The organism is Paenibacillus glycanilyticus NBRC 16618, assembly GCF_004000805.1.
In the GTDB taxonomy this organism is placed as follows: domain Bacteria; phylum Bacillota; class Bacilli; order Paenibacillales; family Paenibacillaceae; genus Pristimantibacillus; species Pristimantibacillus glycanilyticus.
On sequence record NZ_BILY01000006.1, the window covers coordinates 200,919 to 216,395 of the forward strand.

General features: G+C 50.9%; 14 protein-coding genes. 9 read left to right on the forward strand and 5 right to left on the reverse strand.

Annotation, left to right across the window (positions count from 1 at the left end; all coding sequences use genetic code 11):
- The first annotated feature begins 39 nt into the window (after window positions 1–39).
- Together PGL01S_RS06750 and PGL01S_RS06755 are read left to right on the forward strand one after the other, a co-directional pair.
- A complete protein-coding gene (locus PGL01S_RS06750) occupies window positions 40–651 on the forward strand; it encodes a hypothetical protein (RefSeq protein WP_127492760.1) in 612 nt (203 codons plus the stop codon).
- A gap of 49 nt (window positions 652–700) precedes the next feature.
- Window positions 701–1,375: a VOC family protein gene (locus tag PGL01S_RS06755; protein ID WP_164775396.1), complete on the forward strand. Its 675-nt coding sequence runs from the start codon at window positions 701–703 to the stop codon at window positions 1,373–1,375.
- Between the two features lie 311 nt (window positions 1,376–1,686).
- Here PGL01S_RS06755 and PGL01S_RS06760 read toward each other — a convergent pair whose 3' ends face one another.
- A complete protein-coding gene (locus tag PGL01S_RS06760; RefSeq protein WP_127492764.1) occupies window positions 1,687–2,535 on the reverse strand; it encodes a helix-turn-helix domain-containing protein in 849 nt (282 codons plus the stop codon).
- Window positions 2,536–2,660: 125 nt separating this feature from the next.
- Between PGL01S_RS06760 and PGL01S_RS06765 the strand changes: the two genes are divergently transcribed.
- Window positions 2,661–5,069, forward strand: coding sequence for a glycoside hydrolase family 2 TIM barrel-domain containing protein (locus tag PGL01S_RS06765; RefSeq protein ID WP_127492766.1), 2,409 nt, complete (start codon window positions 2,661–2,663; stop codon window positions 5,067–5,069).
- A 49-nt stretch (window positions 5,070–5,118) separates the two neighbouring features.
- Window positions 5,119–6,198: a glycoside hydrolase family 172 protein gene (locus PGL01S_RS06770; RefSeq protein ID WP_127492768.1), complete on the forward strand. Its 1,080-nt coding sequence runs from the start codon at window positions 5,119–5,121 to the stop codon at window positions 6,196–6,198.
- A 74-nt stretch (window positions 6,199–6,272) separates the two neighbouring features.
- Here PGL01S_RS06770 and PGL01S_RS06775 read toward each other — a convergent pair whose 3' ends face one another.
- The gene (locus PGL01S_RS06775) at window positions 6,273–7,568 is read right to left on the reverse strand and encodes a UDP-glucose dehydrogenase family protein (protein WP_127492770.1); all 1,296 of its coding nucleotides are present in this window, start codon (window positions 7,566–7,568) and stop codon (window positions 6,273–6,275) included.
- Window positions 7,565–8,581 carry a sugar phosphate nucleotidyltransferase gene (locus PGL01S_RS06780; RefSeq protein WP_127492772.1) on the reverse strand — a complete coding sequence of 339 codons (1,017 nt, stop codon included), beginning with the start codon at window positions 8,579–8,581 and terminating at the stop codon, window positions 7,565–7,567. Before PGL01S_RS06780 ends, PGL01S_RS06775 begins: the two co-directional genes overlap by 4 nt.
- Window positions 8,582–8,748: 167 nt before the next feature.
- Here PGL01S_RS06780 and PGL01S_RS06785 point away from each other — a divergent pair, with 167 nt between their 5' ends.
- On the forward strand, window positions 8,749–9,777 hold the full coding sequence (locus PGL01S_RS06785) for a glycosyltransferase family 4 protein (RefSeq protein WP_127492774.1): 1,029 nt from the start codon (window positions 8,749–8,751) through the stop codon (window positions 9,775–9,777).
- 1 nt (window position 9,778) lies between these two features.
- Window positions 9,779–10,468: a glycosyltransferase family 2 protein gene (locus PGL01S_RS06790; RefSeq protein WP_164775398.1), complete on the forward strand. Its 690-nt coding sequence runs from the start codon at window positions 9,779–9,781 to the stop codon at window positions 10,466–10,468.
- Window positions 10,469–10,600: 132 nt separating this feature from the next.
- Here PGL01S_RS06790 and PGL01S_RS06795 read toward each other — a convergent pair whose 3' ends face one another.
- Both PGL01S_RS06795 and PGL01S_RS06800 read right to left on the reverse strand, forming a co-directional pair.
- Window positions 10,601–11,014, reverse strand: a complete 414-nt coding sequence (locus tag PGL01S_RS06795) for a cupin domain-containing protein (protein ID WP_127492778.1) — start codon at window positions 11,012–11,014, stop codon at window positions 10,601–10,603.
- On the reverse strand, window positions 11,011–11,886 hold the full coding sequence (locus PGL01S_RS06800; RefSeq protein WP_127492780.1) for an AraC family transcriptional regulator: 876 nt from the start codon (window positions 11,884–11,886) through the stop codon (window positions 11,011–11,013). Before PGL01S_RS06800 ends, PGL01S_RS06795 begins: the two co-directional genes overlap by 4 nt.
- Before the next feature lie 176 nt (window positions 11,887–12,062).
- Between PGL01S_RS06800 and PGL01S_RS06805 the strand changes: the two genes are divergently transcribed.
- From PGL01S_RS06805 to PGL01S_RS06815, 3 genes are all read left to right on the forward strand, one after another.
- Window positions 12,063–13,439, forward strand: a complete 1,377-nt coding sequence (locus tag PGL01S_RS06805) for an MATE family efflux transporter (RefSeq protein ID WP_127492782.1) — start codon at window positions 12,063–12,065, stop codon at window positions 13,437–13,439.
- Between the two features lie 238 nt (window positions 13,440–13,677).
- Entirely contained in the window at window positions 13,678–14,577 is a 900-nt protein-coding gene (locus PGL01S_RS06810) for a LysR family transcriptional regulator (RefSeq protein ID WP_127492785.1), read from the forward strand.
- Window positions 14,562–15,422 carry a LysR family transcriptional regulator gene (locus PGL01S_RS06815; protein ID WP_127492787.1) on the forward strand — a complete coding sequence of 287 codons (861 nt, stop codon included), beginning with the start codon at window positions 14,562–14,564 and terminating at the stop codon, window positions 15,420–15,422. Before PGL01S_RS06810 ends, PGL01S_RS06815 begins: the two co-directional genes overlap by 16 nt.
- Window positions 15,423–15,477 lie beyond the last annotated feature (55 nt).

Here is a 15,477-nt window from a genome sequence, read left to right on the forward strand (position 1 = left end):
GAAGGAAGAGAATAAGAGCCGAAGGAGGTTATGAGGAAGGTGAACATTCGCATTCGCGGCTATTCGCTTGAACGGATTTTTACCGTAAAAAGCCTTGCAGCCTTGCTGATCGCTTTTATGCTGACACCTTTGCTGCTAACGGTACACGCGATGCTGCAGGAGAGGTATTCCCAGGCTGTCATCGAAGACCGTATATTCTCGCGGAACGGCTACCGGATTGCGGGGCAGCAGCAGTCGGTGAGGCTGGATTTCCGGATTGATCCGGCCTATATTCCGAAGAAGCAAGGCGAAGTGTTCCGACTGCACAAGCTTATCTATAACCGCAATCATACGAAGATCTACCTGGAAACGGTTGCTTGGTACAACCCGCCCCAGAATTCGGATCATATTTATATCGAGTTGAAGTTTGATCCTACTTATCTATACGGCAAAGGCAGCTTTGTAACCGACGCTATCTTTAATAGCGATCATTCCTTCAGCAACGTTTTGTTTATGCCTGACTATTATGCCGATAACGGCATCAAGCTTCCGATAAACGACGGGAACGGCAGAAACAGCGCTTTTATTCCCGTGGAGCAGCTTAAGGATCTTGACGGCGGGTTAACGCTGAAATTCGAAGGATTTAACCTCGTGAAATACGAGCGGGAGTAGGGACAGTCTACCAGTAAACCCTTGAATGAGTATGGAAGGAGAAAGTCGAATGATTATCCAAAGGTTAGAACTCTACACACCTCTTTTGCCGGAGCAAAAGAGCTTTTACACCGGCTTGCTCGGCCTGCCATTAATAGAAGAAACGGAAGATTCCTTCACCGTGAAGGCCGGGCATACGCGATTAACGTTTAAGCAGGCTAATGAAAGCTATGTCTATCATTTTGCCTTTAATATCGAAGAGAATAAGCTGGAGTCGGCGGTTCGCTTTGTGCGTGAACGGACCCGGACGCTAAGCGACGGGCGGGATGAGATTTTCCATTTTGAGGATTGGAATGCACATGCTTGCTATTTCTACGATGCCGCGGGCAATATCGTTGAATTCATCGCGCGTCATAACCTGGCCAGTCAAGCGGAGGGACCGTTCTCGATCCAGAAGGACGTGCAAGGCATCAGCGAGCTGGGCATGCCGGCAGCAGCCGTGCCGGAGGTTGTACGGTATTGCCGGGAGGAGCTCGGTTTAGATCCATGGCGCGGCAACGGCACTAACTTCCAACCAGTCGGAGATGAGCATGGCCTGTTTATCGTAGCCTCCCAGGATCGGTCCTGGTTTCCGACGCAGACGCAAGCGGAGGTTGTGCCATTCTCGGTCACGATAGCGGGATCGCAAGACCGGAGATCCGTAATTCCCGGCTATCCTTATGAGATCATAACCGTAAGCCAATAGAACATAGTCGCATACGTTGGATTTACTCCAGTGAAATGAGATAAAAGGAAAGATATCGGAGACTACGATGGATTCCCTCCAGTAAAAGACTCGGAAATAGGCCCTTATCGTCATTAAGGAGCCTAATATAATGTAGACAATCCAACGTAGATTGAGTTACCGGGCAAAAACGGCCTTTTTACTGTATACAATCCAATGTAGCCTCGGCGGCATGGAGGAAGAGGATATCCCTACAAGATCATCCTCTCAAGCCCGGCAGAAGAATAATATCCGCCCTGTTCCCGGAACAGGGCTTTTTTATGCCTACTCCCTCATTGAAACTGCTTCTTGTATTCGCTTGGCGGAATGCCTACGGTGCTGCGGAAAATCCGGCTGAAGTAGAGCGGGTTATCATAGCCGACAACGGCCGCAATTTCCTTCACATGAAGCGAAGACTCCGACAGCAGCTTTTTCGCTTCGTTGATCCGGATCTCGGTAATATATTTCATCGGCGTCATGCCGGTCACTTCTTTGAACTTGTGAATAAACCGGAATACGCTCAAGGAGCATTCGCCCGCCAGTTCGGAGATGCTTAAGGAATCGCTGTATTTTTCATGGATAAAAGCAATCATCTGATTAATGTCGGGATGCCGTCCCAGGACTCCGGGTTCTTCCGCCGTTTGCAGCCTTCTGCCAAGCAGTGTAAGCATCTCGAGCAGATAAGCGTTAACCAGATGACTGCCGAGCGGCCGATGGCTGTTCAGCTCCTGGATGATTTTTTTGAACAAAGCGGTTACTTCGTCTATCATGCCGACCGTATGAACGGGCTGCTTCAGCAGGCCGAATTGCTGCAGGTAATCATAAGCGCTGTACCCGGTAAAATGAATCCAATAGACCTCCGTGCCATCCTCGGCTTGATAGCTGTAATGCTGCGGCTGCCCCGGCGTATAGACGACCAGGCTGCCGCTTGGAACCTCAATCGTCTCGTTATGGAATCGAAAGCGCCCTTTGCCGCCCGTTATATAGATCAGTTGAAAATCTATCCGCCCATGCTCGCGATTGCGTGCCAGGCTTCTTGTCTGGAGCCTTTGGTAGCCGCACCAATTGACGGCCAGAAATTGCTCTTTATCCTCAATTCCGCGTTCCTGCCAGCTGTGGGCATCACCGGATATACTGATCACAAAGCGTCACTCCCGGAACAACAATTTTGTGTATGTTTACAGCAATTTGATTCATTCTATATTCCCTATTATAGCTCTATAATCTAGGTGAATCGCAATTAAGGGCATGCGAAAGGGGAAAGCGGATGAACAAGGGGCGTATCATTAACCATATAAATCTGAATTGGAAATTTCATAGAGGCGAGGAGCCTCGTGCCTGGTATAAAGGCTTAGACGATTCCAATTGGCGTCAGGTTACTCTTCCTCATGACTGGTCGGTTGAAGAGCCGTTCTCCGAGGAGCATTCCAGCGGAACAGGCTATTTGCCGGGCGGTATCGGCTGGTACAGAAAAGCGATAGCTCTCCCTTCGAATCTTCAAGGCAAGCGCGTCTACATCACTTTTGAAGGCGTTTACAACAATTCGCAAGTATGGTGCAACAGTTATTATATCGGAAAACGGCCTTACGGTTATAGCTCTTTTACTTATGATATAACGGATTTCGTCTCGTTTGGAGACCAGGAAACGATCATCTCGGTAAAGGTTGACCATAAGGATATTGCCGATTCCAGATGGTTTACCGGCTCGGGCATCTATAGGGACGTATTTGTGACGATTACCGATCAGGTTCATATCGATACGTACGGCGTGTTCGTGACAACGCCTGTCGTATCGAAGGAGCAAGCCGAGGTAGCGGTTAAGGTGAAAGTGGCGAACGGTTCTGCCAAGGATGAGCTGGTGGAAATAAAGAATACGATTCTGGATCATGCGGGGCAAGCGGTTCAGACGGTGCATGGCAGCATGGCCCTGCCGGGGAACTCCGCGAAAGATACGGAGCAGACGCTGATTGTTGCAGGTCCAGAGCTTTGGTCGCCGGACAGCCCTTATCTATATACGGTCAGAACGGAGATCCTGAGGGACGGCGAGCTTGTTGATCATGTCGAGACGCCGGCCGGTATCCGCTGGTTCGAATTCGATGCGGCGAACGGCTTCTTCCTTAACGGCGTGAATATGAAAATGAAAGGCGTATGCGTGCATCACGACGCAGGCGCTTTAGGCGCTGCCGTTCCGGCCAAAGTCTGGGTCCGCCGGCTTGAAGCGCTGAAGGAACTGGGCTGCAACGCGATCCGGATGAGCCATAATCCGCCGGCTTCCAATCTGCTGGATCTATGCGATCAAATGGGCTTCCTTGTTATCGACGAGGCGTTTGACGAATGGGAAGGCGTGAAGAACAAATGGTCGACGGGCCATAACGTGTATCCGCCGAAGCATTTAGGCTATTACGAGGACTTCCCGCAATGGGGCGAGATCGACCTGAAGGAAATGGTGCTGCGCGACCGTAACCATCCTTCGATCATCATGTGGAGCATCGGCAATGAAGTGGATTATCCGAATGATCCGTATTGCCACCCCTATTTCGAGACGATGACCGGCAACAACGATGCCAACAAACCGGCTGCGGAGCGTCAATACGATCCGAATAAGCCCAATGCGGAGCGTCTGGCGGTTATCGCAAGGCGGCTTGCGAAGGCGGTTAAGGAATGCGATACGACAAGGCCGGTAACGGCTGCGCTTGCTTTTCCGGAGCTGTCCAACCTGACCGGTTACGCGGAAGCGCTCGATATCGTCGGCTACAACTATAAGGAGCATCTGTACGAGGAGGATCTCCGGAAATTCCCGGACCGGGTCACCTACGGCAGCGAAAACGGCTCGAGCCTGCAGGCTTGGCTGGCGGTTCGGGATAACGATGCGATCAGCGGACAGTTCATCTGGACCGGCATCGATTACTTGGGCGAAGCCAAAGGCTGGCCGGTGCGCGTAGCCGGGGCCGGGTTTATGGACACGGCGGGCTTCAAGAAAACAAGCTATTATTACCGCCAAAGCTTGTGGAGCGGCAAGCCGGTTGTTTTCCTTGCCGCAATCAAGGCGGAGGATTCCGAGAAGGGCTCGAGAAGATGGACCGGCGGCGTGCCGCATTGGAACTGGGAAGCGGGCGAGCAGCTTAAGGTCAGCTGCCATACGAACTGCGAAGAGGTGGAGCTGCTGCTGAACGGCCGGTCGCTTGGCGTGAAGAAGCTGGCGGATGCGCCGGAGCTGTACCTGACTTGGGAGACGGCTTTTGAAGAAGGAACATTGGAAGCGGTGGCGAAAGGAAAAGATGGCGAGACCTATTCCTGCGTCCTTAACACGGTAACCGAGGCGGCTCGGCTGCAGCTGCATGCGGATGCCGCCGAGCTCCAGGCCGACGGGCTGGATATCGCGCATATCGAAATTCAGATTACGGATGGCGAGGGTCGTCCCGTGTATCTGGCCGTGCACCCGATTGCTCTGACGATAGAAGGTCCGGGTGAAATTATCGGGATGGAAAACGGCGATATTCAGGATCTCGAGCCGTTCAGCTCGCGGGTACGCAAAGCCCATCGCGGCAAGCTTCTCGCTTACGTAAGAGCAACAACCGAGGCCGGGGATATTGTTGTCACGGCAGCGGCGGAGGGACTCCAAGCCTCCAAGATAACGATCAAAGCAATCGGCATTACGGAAGCCGTAAACGCGTAAGCAGGCAGGATCACCTACAATTTTATATCCCGGGAGGCTACTCAATAACATGAACGCTTTTAACGGATTAGGTATGGGACTTGGCAATTTGGCGAGAGTTTCGAATGCGATATCGAGATCGATTTCTCCGGAAAATTTTACGGGCGAGAAGGGCAAGGGAGCTATGGCGTCAGAAGGTACGGGAGCTCAAGCGGCACGTGACCTAGGCGTTGGCTGGAAGGTATCCCCTTCGGTCAGCATCGCGGGCCATCAGGAGTTTACGATGGGGGTTATCGACGGGCCGGGCGTCATCCAGAATATTTGGCTGACCTGCTCGCATCAGGTTGTAAGATCGCTTATTTTTAAAATTTATTGGGATGAGGAAGAGGAGCCTTCCGTGTACGTGCCGGTCGGGGACTTCTTCTGCAACGGCTGGGGTGAACGCGCTCTCGTGAACTCGCTTCCGATTTCGGTAAATCCGGCGGGCGGCTTCAACAGCTATTGGGAAATGCCTTTCCGCAAAAAGGCGCGGATCGTCATGCAGAACCTGTCGCATGAATCGACGATTCTATATTATCAGATCAACTACACGCTGACGGACGTTCCGGACGATATGGCGTATTTCCATGCCCAGTGGCGCCGCAGCAATCCTGTTCCGTACAAGGACGTTCATACGATTGTTGACGGCATTAAAGGTAAAGGGCATTACGTCGGCACCTATCTCGCCTGGCAGGTGAACAGCAACAACTGGTGGGGTGAGGGTGAGGTCAAGTTCTATATGGACGGCGACAAGGATTATCCGACAATTTGCAGCACGGGGACGGAGGATTACTTCGGCGGCGCCTGGAACTGGGACATGAACGGACAGTATGTGACGTATTCCACGCCATTCCTCGGGATGCATCAGGCGATTAAAGCCGACGGCTTGTACAAGGCGAATCAGCGCTTTGGCATGTACCGGTTCCATGTAATGGATCCGATCCGCTTCGAGGATGATCTGAAGGTGACGATTCAGGCGCTGGGCTGGCGTTCGCATGGGCGTTATCTGCCGCTTCAGGACGATATCGCATCCGTCGCCTACTGGTATCAGCTGGAGCCGCATGCGGCTCATCCGCCAATGCCGGGAATAGACGATCTCGAAATTATTTAGGCCGTAAAATAATAGGCTGGCCTCGGGTCATTGGACTCCGAGGCCAGCCTTCTCTTTATCTGCAAAAAAACGAATCAATAACCGCTGCCGATGCCTTGATAATAATAGCCGAGCGCGCGCAGCCGCTTAGCGTCCATCATATTGCGCCCGTCAAAGAGGTTGGGCTGCTTAAGGAGCTTCTTCGCCTTTTTCCAATCGAGCTGTCCGAATTCCGGCCATTCCGTGCACAGAATAATCGCATCCGCGCCTTTTAAGGCATCTTCCGCCGAGGCGCAAACCTTCACTGCCTGGTAGGCCGCGTTACCCGGTAAAGACGCAATGGGATCATACAACTGCACGCTCGCTTGCTCGAGCAGCAATTGGTCGATGATCCGTAAAGCCGGCGCTTCGCGAATATCGTCCGTATCCGGCTTGAACGCCAACCCCAGTACCGTAACCGTTTTGTCCGCAAAGCCGCTGAGACGCGACCGCGCCTTGTCGAGCAAATAGGCGTACTGCATGCGGTTAACTTCCGTTACCCCCTCCAGGATACGAAGATTTACATGATGCTTTCTCGAAGTCGTAACGAGTTCCGAGACATCCTTGGGAAAACAGGAACCTCCGTACCCAAGTCCCGCTTGCAGGAAGCTTGGCCCGATCCGGGGATCAAGGCCCATTCCTTCGGCAATCTCCTTTACGTTGACCTCCAGCTCGTCGCAAAGTCTAGCAAGCTCGTTCATATACGATATTTTAGTTGCGAGAAACGAATTGGATGCATATTTGATAAGCTCCGCGGTTCTTGGCGTCGTTACAATCCAAGGGCAGGTAAAAGACCAATACAGCTTTTTAAGCTGCTCCGTTGCCCGCTGGCTGTCGGTACCGATCACGATACGATCGGGATGCAAAGCATCTTCGACGGCCTTGCCTTCCCTCAGAAATTCGGGGTTGGAAGCGACGTCGAAGGGATAGGCCGTTTGCTGCGCAGCTTCTATCCACTTCTTGATCTGCTCTTGCGTTCCGACGGGCACGGTGCTTTTGGTGACAACAAGTTTATAGCCTTTCATCAAACGTCCGATATCCGCGGCGGCTTGCCCAACGTAGCGCAGGTCTGCGCTTCCATCCGGAAGCGATGGCGTCCCGACGCAAAGGAAAATAACGTCGTGCTCTTTAATGGCGGCGGCTTTGTCCGTCGTAAACCGCAACCGGCCGCTTTGCACATGCTTGGCAATCAGGTCTTCAAGCCCGGGCTCGTGAAAATGCAGTTGTCCTTTCTTCAGCCGTTCGATTTTGCCCGCATCGATATCAAGTCCGGTTACCTGCCAGCCGATCTCGGCAAATACCATTGCGGTCGTGGCTCCTACATAGCCCGTACCGATAATCAGAATTTTCAAGGCTCCTTCACCTCTTTATCCATCAGTCCCCCGGCGACAATGGAATGTTCGCCGATAATCACATTTTTAATAGGGAATGGGAGATCTTTTATATGCACCCCATTCAAAATGATGCTGTTCTCGATTTGGCAGTTTTCCAGCCTGGATCCCGCTCCCACCGAAACGTATGGGCCAATCCGGCAATCCTTCAGCACGCAGTCCTTATCGATCGATACCGGCTCTACGATGGTGCAGCGCTCCATCTGGACGGAGTCGTGAACCCGTTTCTGCAAGGCTTCGGCTTCCAGCAGCTTTCGATTGGCCAGCAGCCATCGCTCCTTCGTGCCCACGTCGATATTCAATTGGTCGGTCACACGGTAAGCGACGTCGTAATGCTGCTCGATCAACCACTGAATCGCATCCGTGATTTCGTACTCGCCGCGTTTAGAGGGCTTGATATTGTTCACGGCGCCAAAGATCTCCTTCGTAAACGCGTAACCTCCTATAACCGCTAAATTCGACTTCGGCTTTACCGGTTTCTCTTCCAGGCCTATAATTCGGGAATCCCGGATCTCCGCGATGCCGTAATCCTGCGGGTCCGCAACTTCCGCGAGCAATAAGGACGCTTGTACACCGCCATGCTCGACATCGTACTTCAGATCGGATAACGGAGCGGAAATCAAATTGTCTCCCAGAAGAAGCAGGAACGGCTCGCCCGATAAATAATATTCCGCATTTTTTAGCGCGTTCGCGATTCCTTTGGGCTCATGCTGATAAATGTACGTAATCGCAATGCCAAACGCCTCTCCCTCGCCGAATTGCGCGCGAATGTCGGCTTCTTGGGATGGGTGGATGACGATGCCGATACGATCTATACCAAGCTCCATTAACTTCATGATTGATAATTGCAACAGGGGCGTATTTGTTACGGGTATAAGCGTTTTTGGCCGTTTTTTGGTAAACGGATATAAACGGCTTCCTTTCCCCGCACAGAGAATCAATCCCTTCAACAGCTTCTCACCTCTTTCTATCAACTTCTACTATTCTATTAAAAAGGCTAACATTTGGTATGGGCGTATACTGTACACGGTATAAAGTAGGTGGCTGGTAATGGTGCAAACGCCGTGCCCTGCACAGAAGTCCATTCATATCCTACAAAGAATGCCTATGGGAAGATTGGACCTAAGGAGTTGAGAGACATTTGAGAATTGCTCAAATATCGACGAATACGATTCCTGTACCTCCGAAGGATTACGGGGGCACGCAGCGCGACGTGCATTATTTAACGGAAGAGTTGGTCAACCGGGGGCATGAAGTATTTCTGTTTGCCAAGAAAGGATCAACCTCCAATGCGACTCAAACGTTCGAATACGAGTCGGATGATCCGAAAAAGCAGCTGGACTTTATTATTAAAAACCTCCCGCCAGACGTGGATATCATACACGATCACTACGGCATCGTTGCGAAAGCGAATCCGCCTATTCCGACTATAAGCAACTCCCATTCCAAAGGGATCAAGGGGGACGTGCAGCTTCGGGTATACGTCAGCAAATTCATTCTCCGCAAATACGGGAAACGAAAGGGCTATGCCGTCCATAACGGTATCCGCATGGAGGATTACACCTACACGAAAGACAAGCAAAACTACCTGCTCTTCATGGGAAGATTAATTAAGGAAAAAGGTGTCCACCTTGCCATTAAGGTTGCCAAAAAAACAGGCATGCGGCTCATCATTGCAGGCACGCTGAACGACAAGGCTTATTTCAATGCTAAAATCAAGCCTCATCTCGGCAGCAAAATCAGCTATATCGGCCCCGTCGGCGGAGACCGCAAACGCGAGCTGCTCGCCAACGCAAGCTGCGTCCTGTTCACGTCGACCTGGGATGAACCCTTCGGACTGGTTCTCATCGAATCGCTGGCCAGCGGCACGCCCGTACTAGGCTTCAATAAAGGCGGCGTTGCCGAGGTGCTTAAAGGAATGCCTCAGCTCCTATGCAGAACCACATCCGAGATGGCGATGAAGATTAAGTACCGCAATAAGAGGCTGCCGAAAGCCAGCGAATGCAGACGTTATGCCAGGACCCGCTATTCCGATCAAATCATGACGGATCGCTTCTTAAGTTTGTATGAGAAAATCATCAATAAAAAATTGTATAAAATCAAAAAAAATACATTATGGAACCGGCGTAAAGCCAAGCTGCTGGCTGCGCCGAATGGAGATGATAAGTAAGATGATCACCGTAATCGCGTGTACGATGAGATCCAAATTCATCGATAATGTATTCGATAATTACGATCGGCAGGTTTGGAAGGACAAACAGATGATTATCGTCTTGAATAACGACAAGATGGATATCGAGCTTTACCAGGAGAGGGCCAACCAATACCCGGAGAACGAAGTTAGAGTGATCCAGCTCCCCCAGGAATATAAGCTTGGCAAATGCCTGAACTATGCCATTAATATGGCTCAGGACGGCATCATCGCCAAATTTGACGATGACGATTATTACGGGCCCAAATTTTTGCGTGAAGCCGCGCGTGCCATCAAGAGCGGCAAGGCGTCTATTGTAGGCAAGCATACCTCCTATATTTATTTTGAGGCCTATCGTTCACTGATGGTTTTCCGCAGGGGGGGCGAGAGGAAATACTCGCGCAGCATCAAGGGCGGCACGCTGGTGTTTAAGAAGTCGGTCTGGAAGCGCGTCCCGTTTCCCGAGTTCAAGAAGGTCGGCTCGGATTCCGGCTGGGTGGGGCGGTGCATACGCAGAGGCTTTCGCGTGTATTCCTTGTCGAAGCGGCATTACGTCTGTATAAGGAGAAGGGATTATAAAAGCCACACGCAAAAGAAAAGCACGCGTCTGTACATGTCGCACTGCAGACTTGTTCGCAGGACGAAGCATTTCAGGCGTTACGTAAACTAGAGGCAGCAGACGCGGGGGCCGGGGGATTATCGGCTTGGCGGAAGAGCATTGATTAGGACAGCACGAAAAAGCAGGCGGGAACCCGTCTGCTTTTTCGTGCTCAAACCATCTTTCTTGCCCCTTTATAAACCGTTACCATCCTATGAATTCGGTTTCATACTTTTCAAATAGCCTTCGCAGCCCTTCCGGGCTGCGATCCGGGGCGGCGTGGATGGCTTCGATCAACTCGCTGATCCGGACCGTCATGATTAGAAGGTAACGCGCGGACTCGGCCTTTGGATTCCAGTACGTATGGGCGGCTCCCCGGGGCACCATAACGGCGTCGCCTGCGTTCGCCTCCACCGTCTGGTCGTCAATCCGGAAGGCAAGAGTTCCTTCCAGTACGTACCATGCCTCATCATCCTCGCGATGAATGTGCAGCGGAGCGATTTTCATAGGCTCCGCCCCTTCAGTGCAGCCCTCTGCCGTCCACTCGGCCATAACCAGATTGCCTCCCGTTGTTGACAGTAAATGTCCCGCTAATGGGAAAGCGGTTACTTTTTTCATATTGTCTGCCCCTTTCTAAGGTCGCGCGGCGACACGCCCCGCAGCTGGCGGAACAGCTTCGAGAAGCTGTTAATGCTGCTGCAGCCGATCTCGGCGGCGATGTCCGTGACGCTCATGGCGGTGTTTTTCAGCAAATATTCGGCTCTGTTAATGCGGTTAAGATTCATGTATTGCACAAAGGTCTGGCCCGTAACCTTCTTGAACATGCGGCAGAAGTGGTACGGGCTCATATGGACAAAAGAGGCCGCCTGTTCAACGGTTACGCGCTCGGCCACGTCGGATTCCAGGCGGGTAAGCAGCTCCTTGAACCGGTTGGTTCTCTCGCGGAACGCGTTCATCTCGGTGTCGCTGCGCTGCATGACGGTAAATTCCCGGCTCAGCCAGGTGAAGAGCAGTTGGCAGTAAGAGCGGACGGCCAGCTCATAGCCGCGGGGCTTCCGTTCGAATTCTTCGGCTAGCTGCAGCGTTGTCTTCTTTAACAGCGGGTACCGCGAATCCGTCTGTTCAATGCGGTTCGCAATCATGGACATGCCGTTCGTGTAAGGAGCGACCAGATCAACAATATGAGGTTCTTTCAGGCCTAGTATAGACGGATTAAACACAAGCGCGTATATCGTAAAAGGCTCGTTCGGATTAAGCGAGGATGCCGAATGGAGCTCGCCGCTGTTGACGAACAGCATGTCGCCCGGCTTGGTAGGGAACGGCTGTCCGCCAATCGTGTAGAGAACCTCGCCGCTTTCGACGTAGATGAGTTCAAAATGCTCATGCCAGTGAAGAGGCAAGGAGCACCCGATCCTAAAGGTCGGATGGAACACATTAATCGGCAGAGCCGGATCGGTCATCAGGGTATTTTCCCATAAATCACTTCGCATAGGTACTGCCTCCAGCCATCAGATTAGCAAGATCGGGATAATAAACAACAAGAAGCATTAAGACATTAATCGTCGAACGTTCTATATTGGTTAATGTTATCACACATAGATACCCCAGTGGATATCGGATTGTTGGAGCAAAATGGATTAAATAAAACTGGGAGGTACGGGCAGCGATGGCTCAGATAAAGAAAGACGGATCCATCTCTTTATACGCGCTCGCATGGCCAATCGCTATCGAGTTGATTTTACAGTTTCTGATGGGAACCGTTGATTCCTTAATGGTCAGCCGCTTGGGAGATAATGCGGTGTCGGCGGTAGGCGTATCCAATCAGGTGATGCGTTCCCTGCTTACGATCTTTGTGCTTATTAACGGCGGGGCAGGGATCGTAATCGCGCGCAGATGGGGAGCGGGCGATCCCCATACGGCGAGACGCGCCGCGGCGATGGCGATTAAAGTCGGGCTGATTGGCGGAGTTCTGGTTAGTCTGCTGTTTGCTTTTGGCTCGGGTACTATCGTGCGTCTAATGGGGACGCCTGCCGAGGTGGTGCCGCAAGCAACCACTTATATGGCCTTTATCGGGGGCTGCTCTATCTTGACGCAGCTTAATATGATGCTCACCGTGATGATCCGGAACACCGGCAATACGCGCGGGCCGATGATGATTGCAATCGGAATGAACGTGGTTCACGTGCTGCTGAACTATGTGTTTATTTTTGGGGAGTTCGGATTCCCGCAGATGGGGATAGAAGGGATAGGGATCTCGACGATCATCAGCCGGCTGCTTGCGTGTGCGGTGGGCGTATGGCTCCTGCTTCGCTCGTTCCCAAGCCCGTTTGAGCGGAGCGACTGGCGCGGGTTTGACCGTCCGCTGCTCAAGGAGATGGTTGGCATTGGCCTGCCGAATCTGGGAAATGCGGCATCCTGGGGATATTCGCAGATTGTCACGCTGGCGATCGTCTCGTCGATGGGGGCGGCGCAGCTGGCGGCATTTTCCTACTTCAACATTATCCAGCAGCTACCCTGGCTGATCGGCAATTCCATCGGTATGGCCGTCCAGATTCAATGCGGTCAGCTGTACGGCGGGAAGAGGTACGACGAAGTCTACCGGGCTCCGTACCGCGCTGCCATGATCGGCATGGTGCCAACCTTTGCGCTGGCCGTGCTGCTGTATGCTTTTGGACATGCAACGATCAGCTGGTTTACGTCGGACCAAGAGATAACCGGCATCCTGCTGCCCTTGTTCTTCTGGTGCATGATCTGGCAGCCGATGCGGACATGGACGTATTCCTTCATCCAGTCCTTAACGGCGATTGGCGAAGCTAAGTTTGTGGCCATGAGCAGCATGCTTGGCATGTGGATCTTCGCAACAGGCGGGGCTTATGTGTTTGGCGTAGTGTTCCATATGGGCATTATGGGGGCATTGGTTGGCCTGCTCCTGGATGAACTGTTCCGCGCCATCCTAGTTGGCACGCGCTGGATCCGCCGCCGCAAGCTGCCTCGGCAGCAGGGGGAGTCTGCCTCCGCGGTGCAGACGGTTGGAATAAACTAGATTACGGAAGCCACTCTTGCGGGAGTGGCTTTTTCTTTTGCCGACCGGTAAATCATGCTGATAGTGCACCAACCCTAAAATCCAGCAACCATAACCTGAAATCTAGCGGATATATTACAGGACAGGTTCTTTCATATAATGGTTAATGAGAGGTTAGAGCTAAAAACATAAGAGGAGGATAGTCGATAAAGGCAGCCATGTATGGAGCGAATCCGGTTTCACTAAGGAGGAATACACTGTGGAATTGCGCCAGCTTGAATATTTTATTCAAGTTTGCAAATCTGGGAGCTTCACAAAAGCCAAAGAAGAACTAGGTGTGACCCAGCCTACGCTAAGTCAGCAAATTCGGGTTTTGGAAGGTGAGTACAATATTCAATTGTTCGATCGGGTAAGCAGGGGAGTTGAAGTAACGGAAGCCGGAAAAATCCTTTTGAATAAGGGCAATGCCATAATGAATCTTCTTGAAGAAGCGCGAAATGAAATAGAGGGGCGAAACAATAGTTCCGGAGAAACGATTTCCATTGGATGTTGTCCTGCGGAGATGGAGTATCTAGCCCCTTTCTTCATGAAATTCCATCAAAAGTACCCGAATATTTTATTGAAAATTATGGATGCAGAGGATGCCGAGAAAAAAGTTTTGGAGCAACAGGTAGACTTTGGAATAACGGCCTATCCGGTTTCCGATGATTCGGTTATTTCGACTCATTTGTATAGACAAGAAATGGCGTTATTGGTTCACTCCGAGCATTCTTTGGCCAAGGAGTCTTCCATTCCGTTTCAATCTTTGAAGCAAATGAATTCGATTATGTTTCGGGAACAGAACAAATCGTTAATTGATAGGTATTGTTTCCCTTACGGGTTTGCATTGAAGTCGATTATAGAAACGTCCGCCACTTCGGTAATGATGCATTGGATTCGCCAGGGACTTGGAGCGGCGCTTATGCCAACGTCTTTGCTTGAAAGTCTAAGGGACGATTCTTTGCGTATTGTCAAACTGGAAGGGCATATTCCTTATTGGGATATCTCTCTCTTATACCTTAACTCCGTTAATATGAAATCCACCACGCGCTTATTCATTCAGGAGATGGATTCCTATGTAAGAGAGGATGAGGTGAATCTATTGTGTTCAGGCAATTAGAATGTTTTATTCAAATTTGCAAAGAAGGCAGCTTTACGAAGGCTGCGGATGCTTTATTGATTTCGCAGCCCACTTTAAGCCAACAGATTCGTTTCTTAGAGTCGGAGGTTGGAGCGCCTTTGTTTGAGAGATTTGGCAGAGGGGTAAAGATTACGGCTGACGGACAAATCCTGTACAAAAAAGCTCTTTCCGTGATGAGGCTCATTGAGGAATCCAAAAAAGAAACGCATGAATTGCGTTACGCCCGGGTAAACAAGCTTTCGATAGGCATTTCGCCGACGTACTTTTTTAGATTGGCATCCCGATTTCTGGAATTTCATGAAAAGCACCCCGACATTGCATTGAAATTTTCCAGTGCGGAGAATACGACGCAGCAATTATTGAATGACCGTATCGATATTGGCGTAGCCGATCAATATTACCCAAACAAAGAAATTCAAATGACACACCTGTATAAAGAAGAACAAGCGCTGATCGTTTATGAAGATCATTCATGGGCGGATCGAACCAGCATGTCTTTTCAAGAGCTGGAAGATTTAGAATCTTCCTTGATAGTTGGGGATACGCGTTTGATCGACTACATTCACGCATCCAGTGCCAAGATTTCGAAAAACCTGCTATCCATGTTTGAATCAACCTCTACGGAAATCCTTCTTTCCATGGTACTGCAAAAGATGGGGGTAGCTATTTTACCTGCCTCTATAATGGAAGGTTTCCCTGGCATGCAATTGAAAATGATACGTCTTGTTGGCCCAACGCCCGTTCGCGAGATCAAGCTTGTGTATAAAAAGTATCATTACAATAATCCTTCTGTACAGAAATGCATTGATTTTTTACTGCAATAATCAAATAAAGCGAATGACTAATCATATATAATCAAAGCGAGCCAAGGAAGAAAAA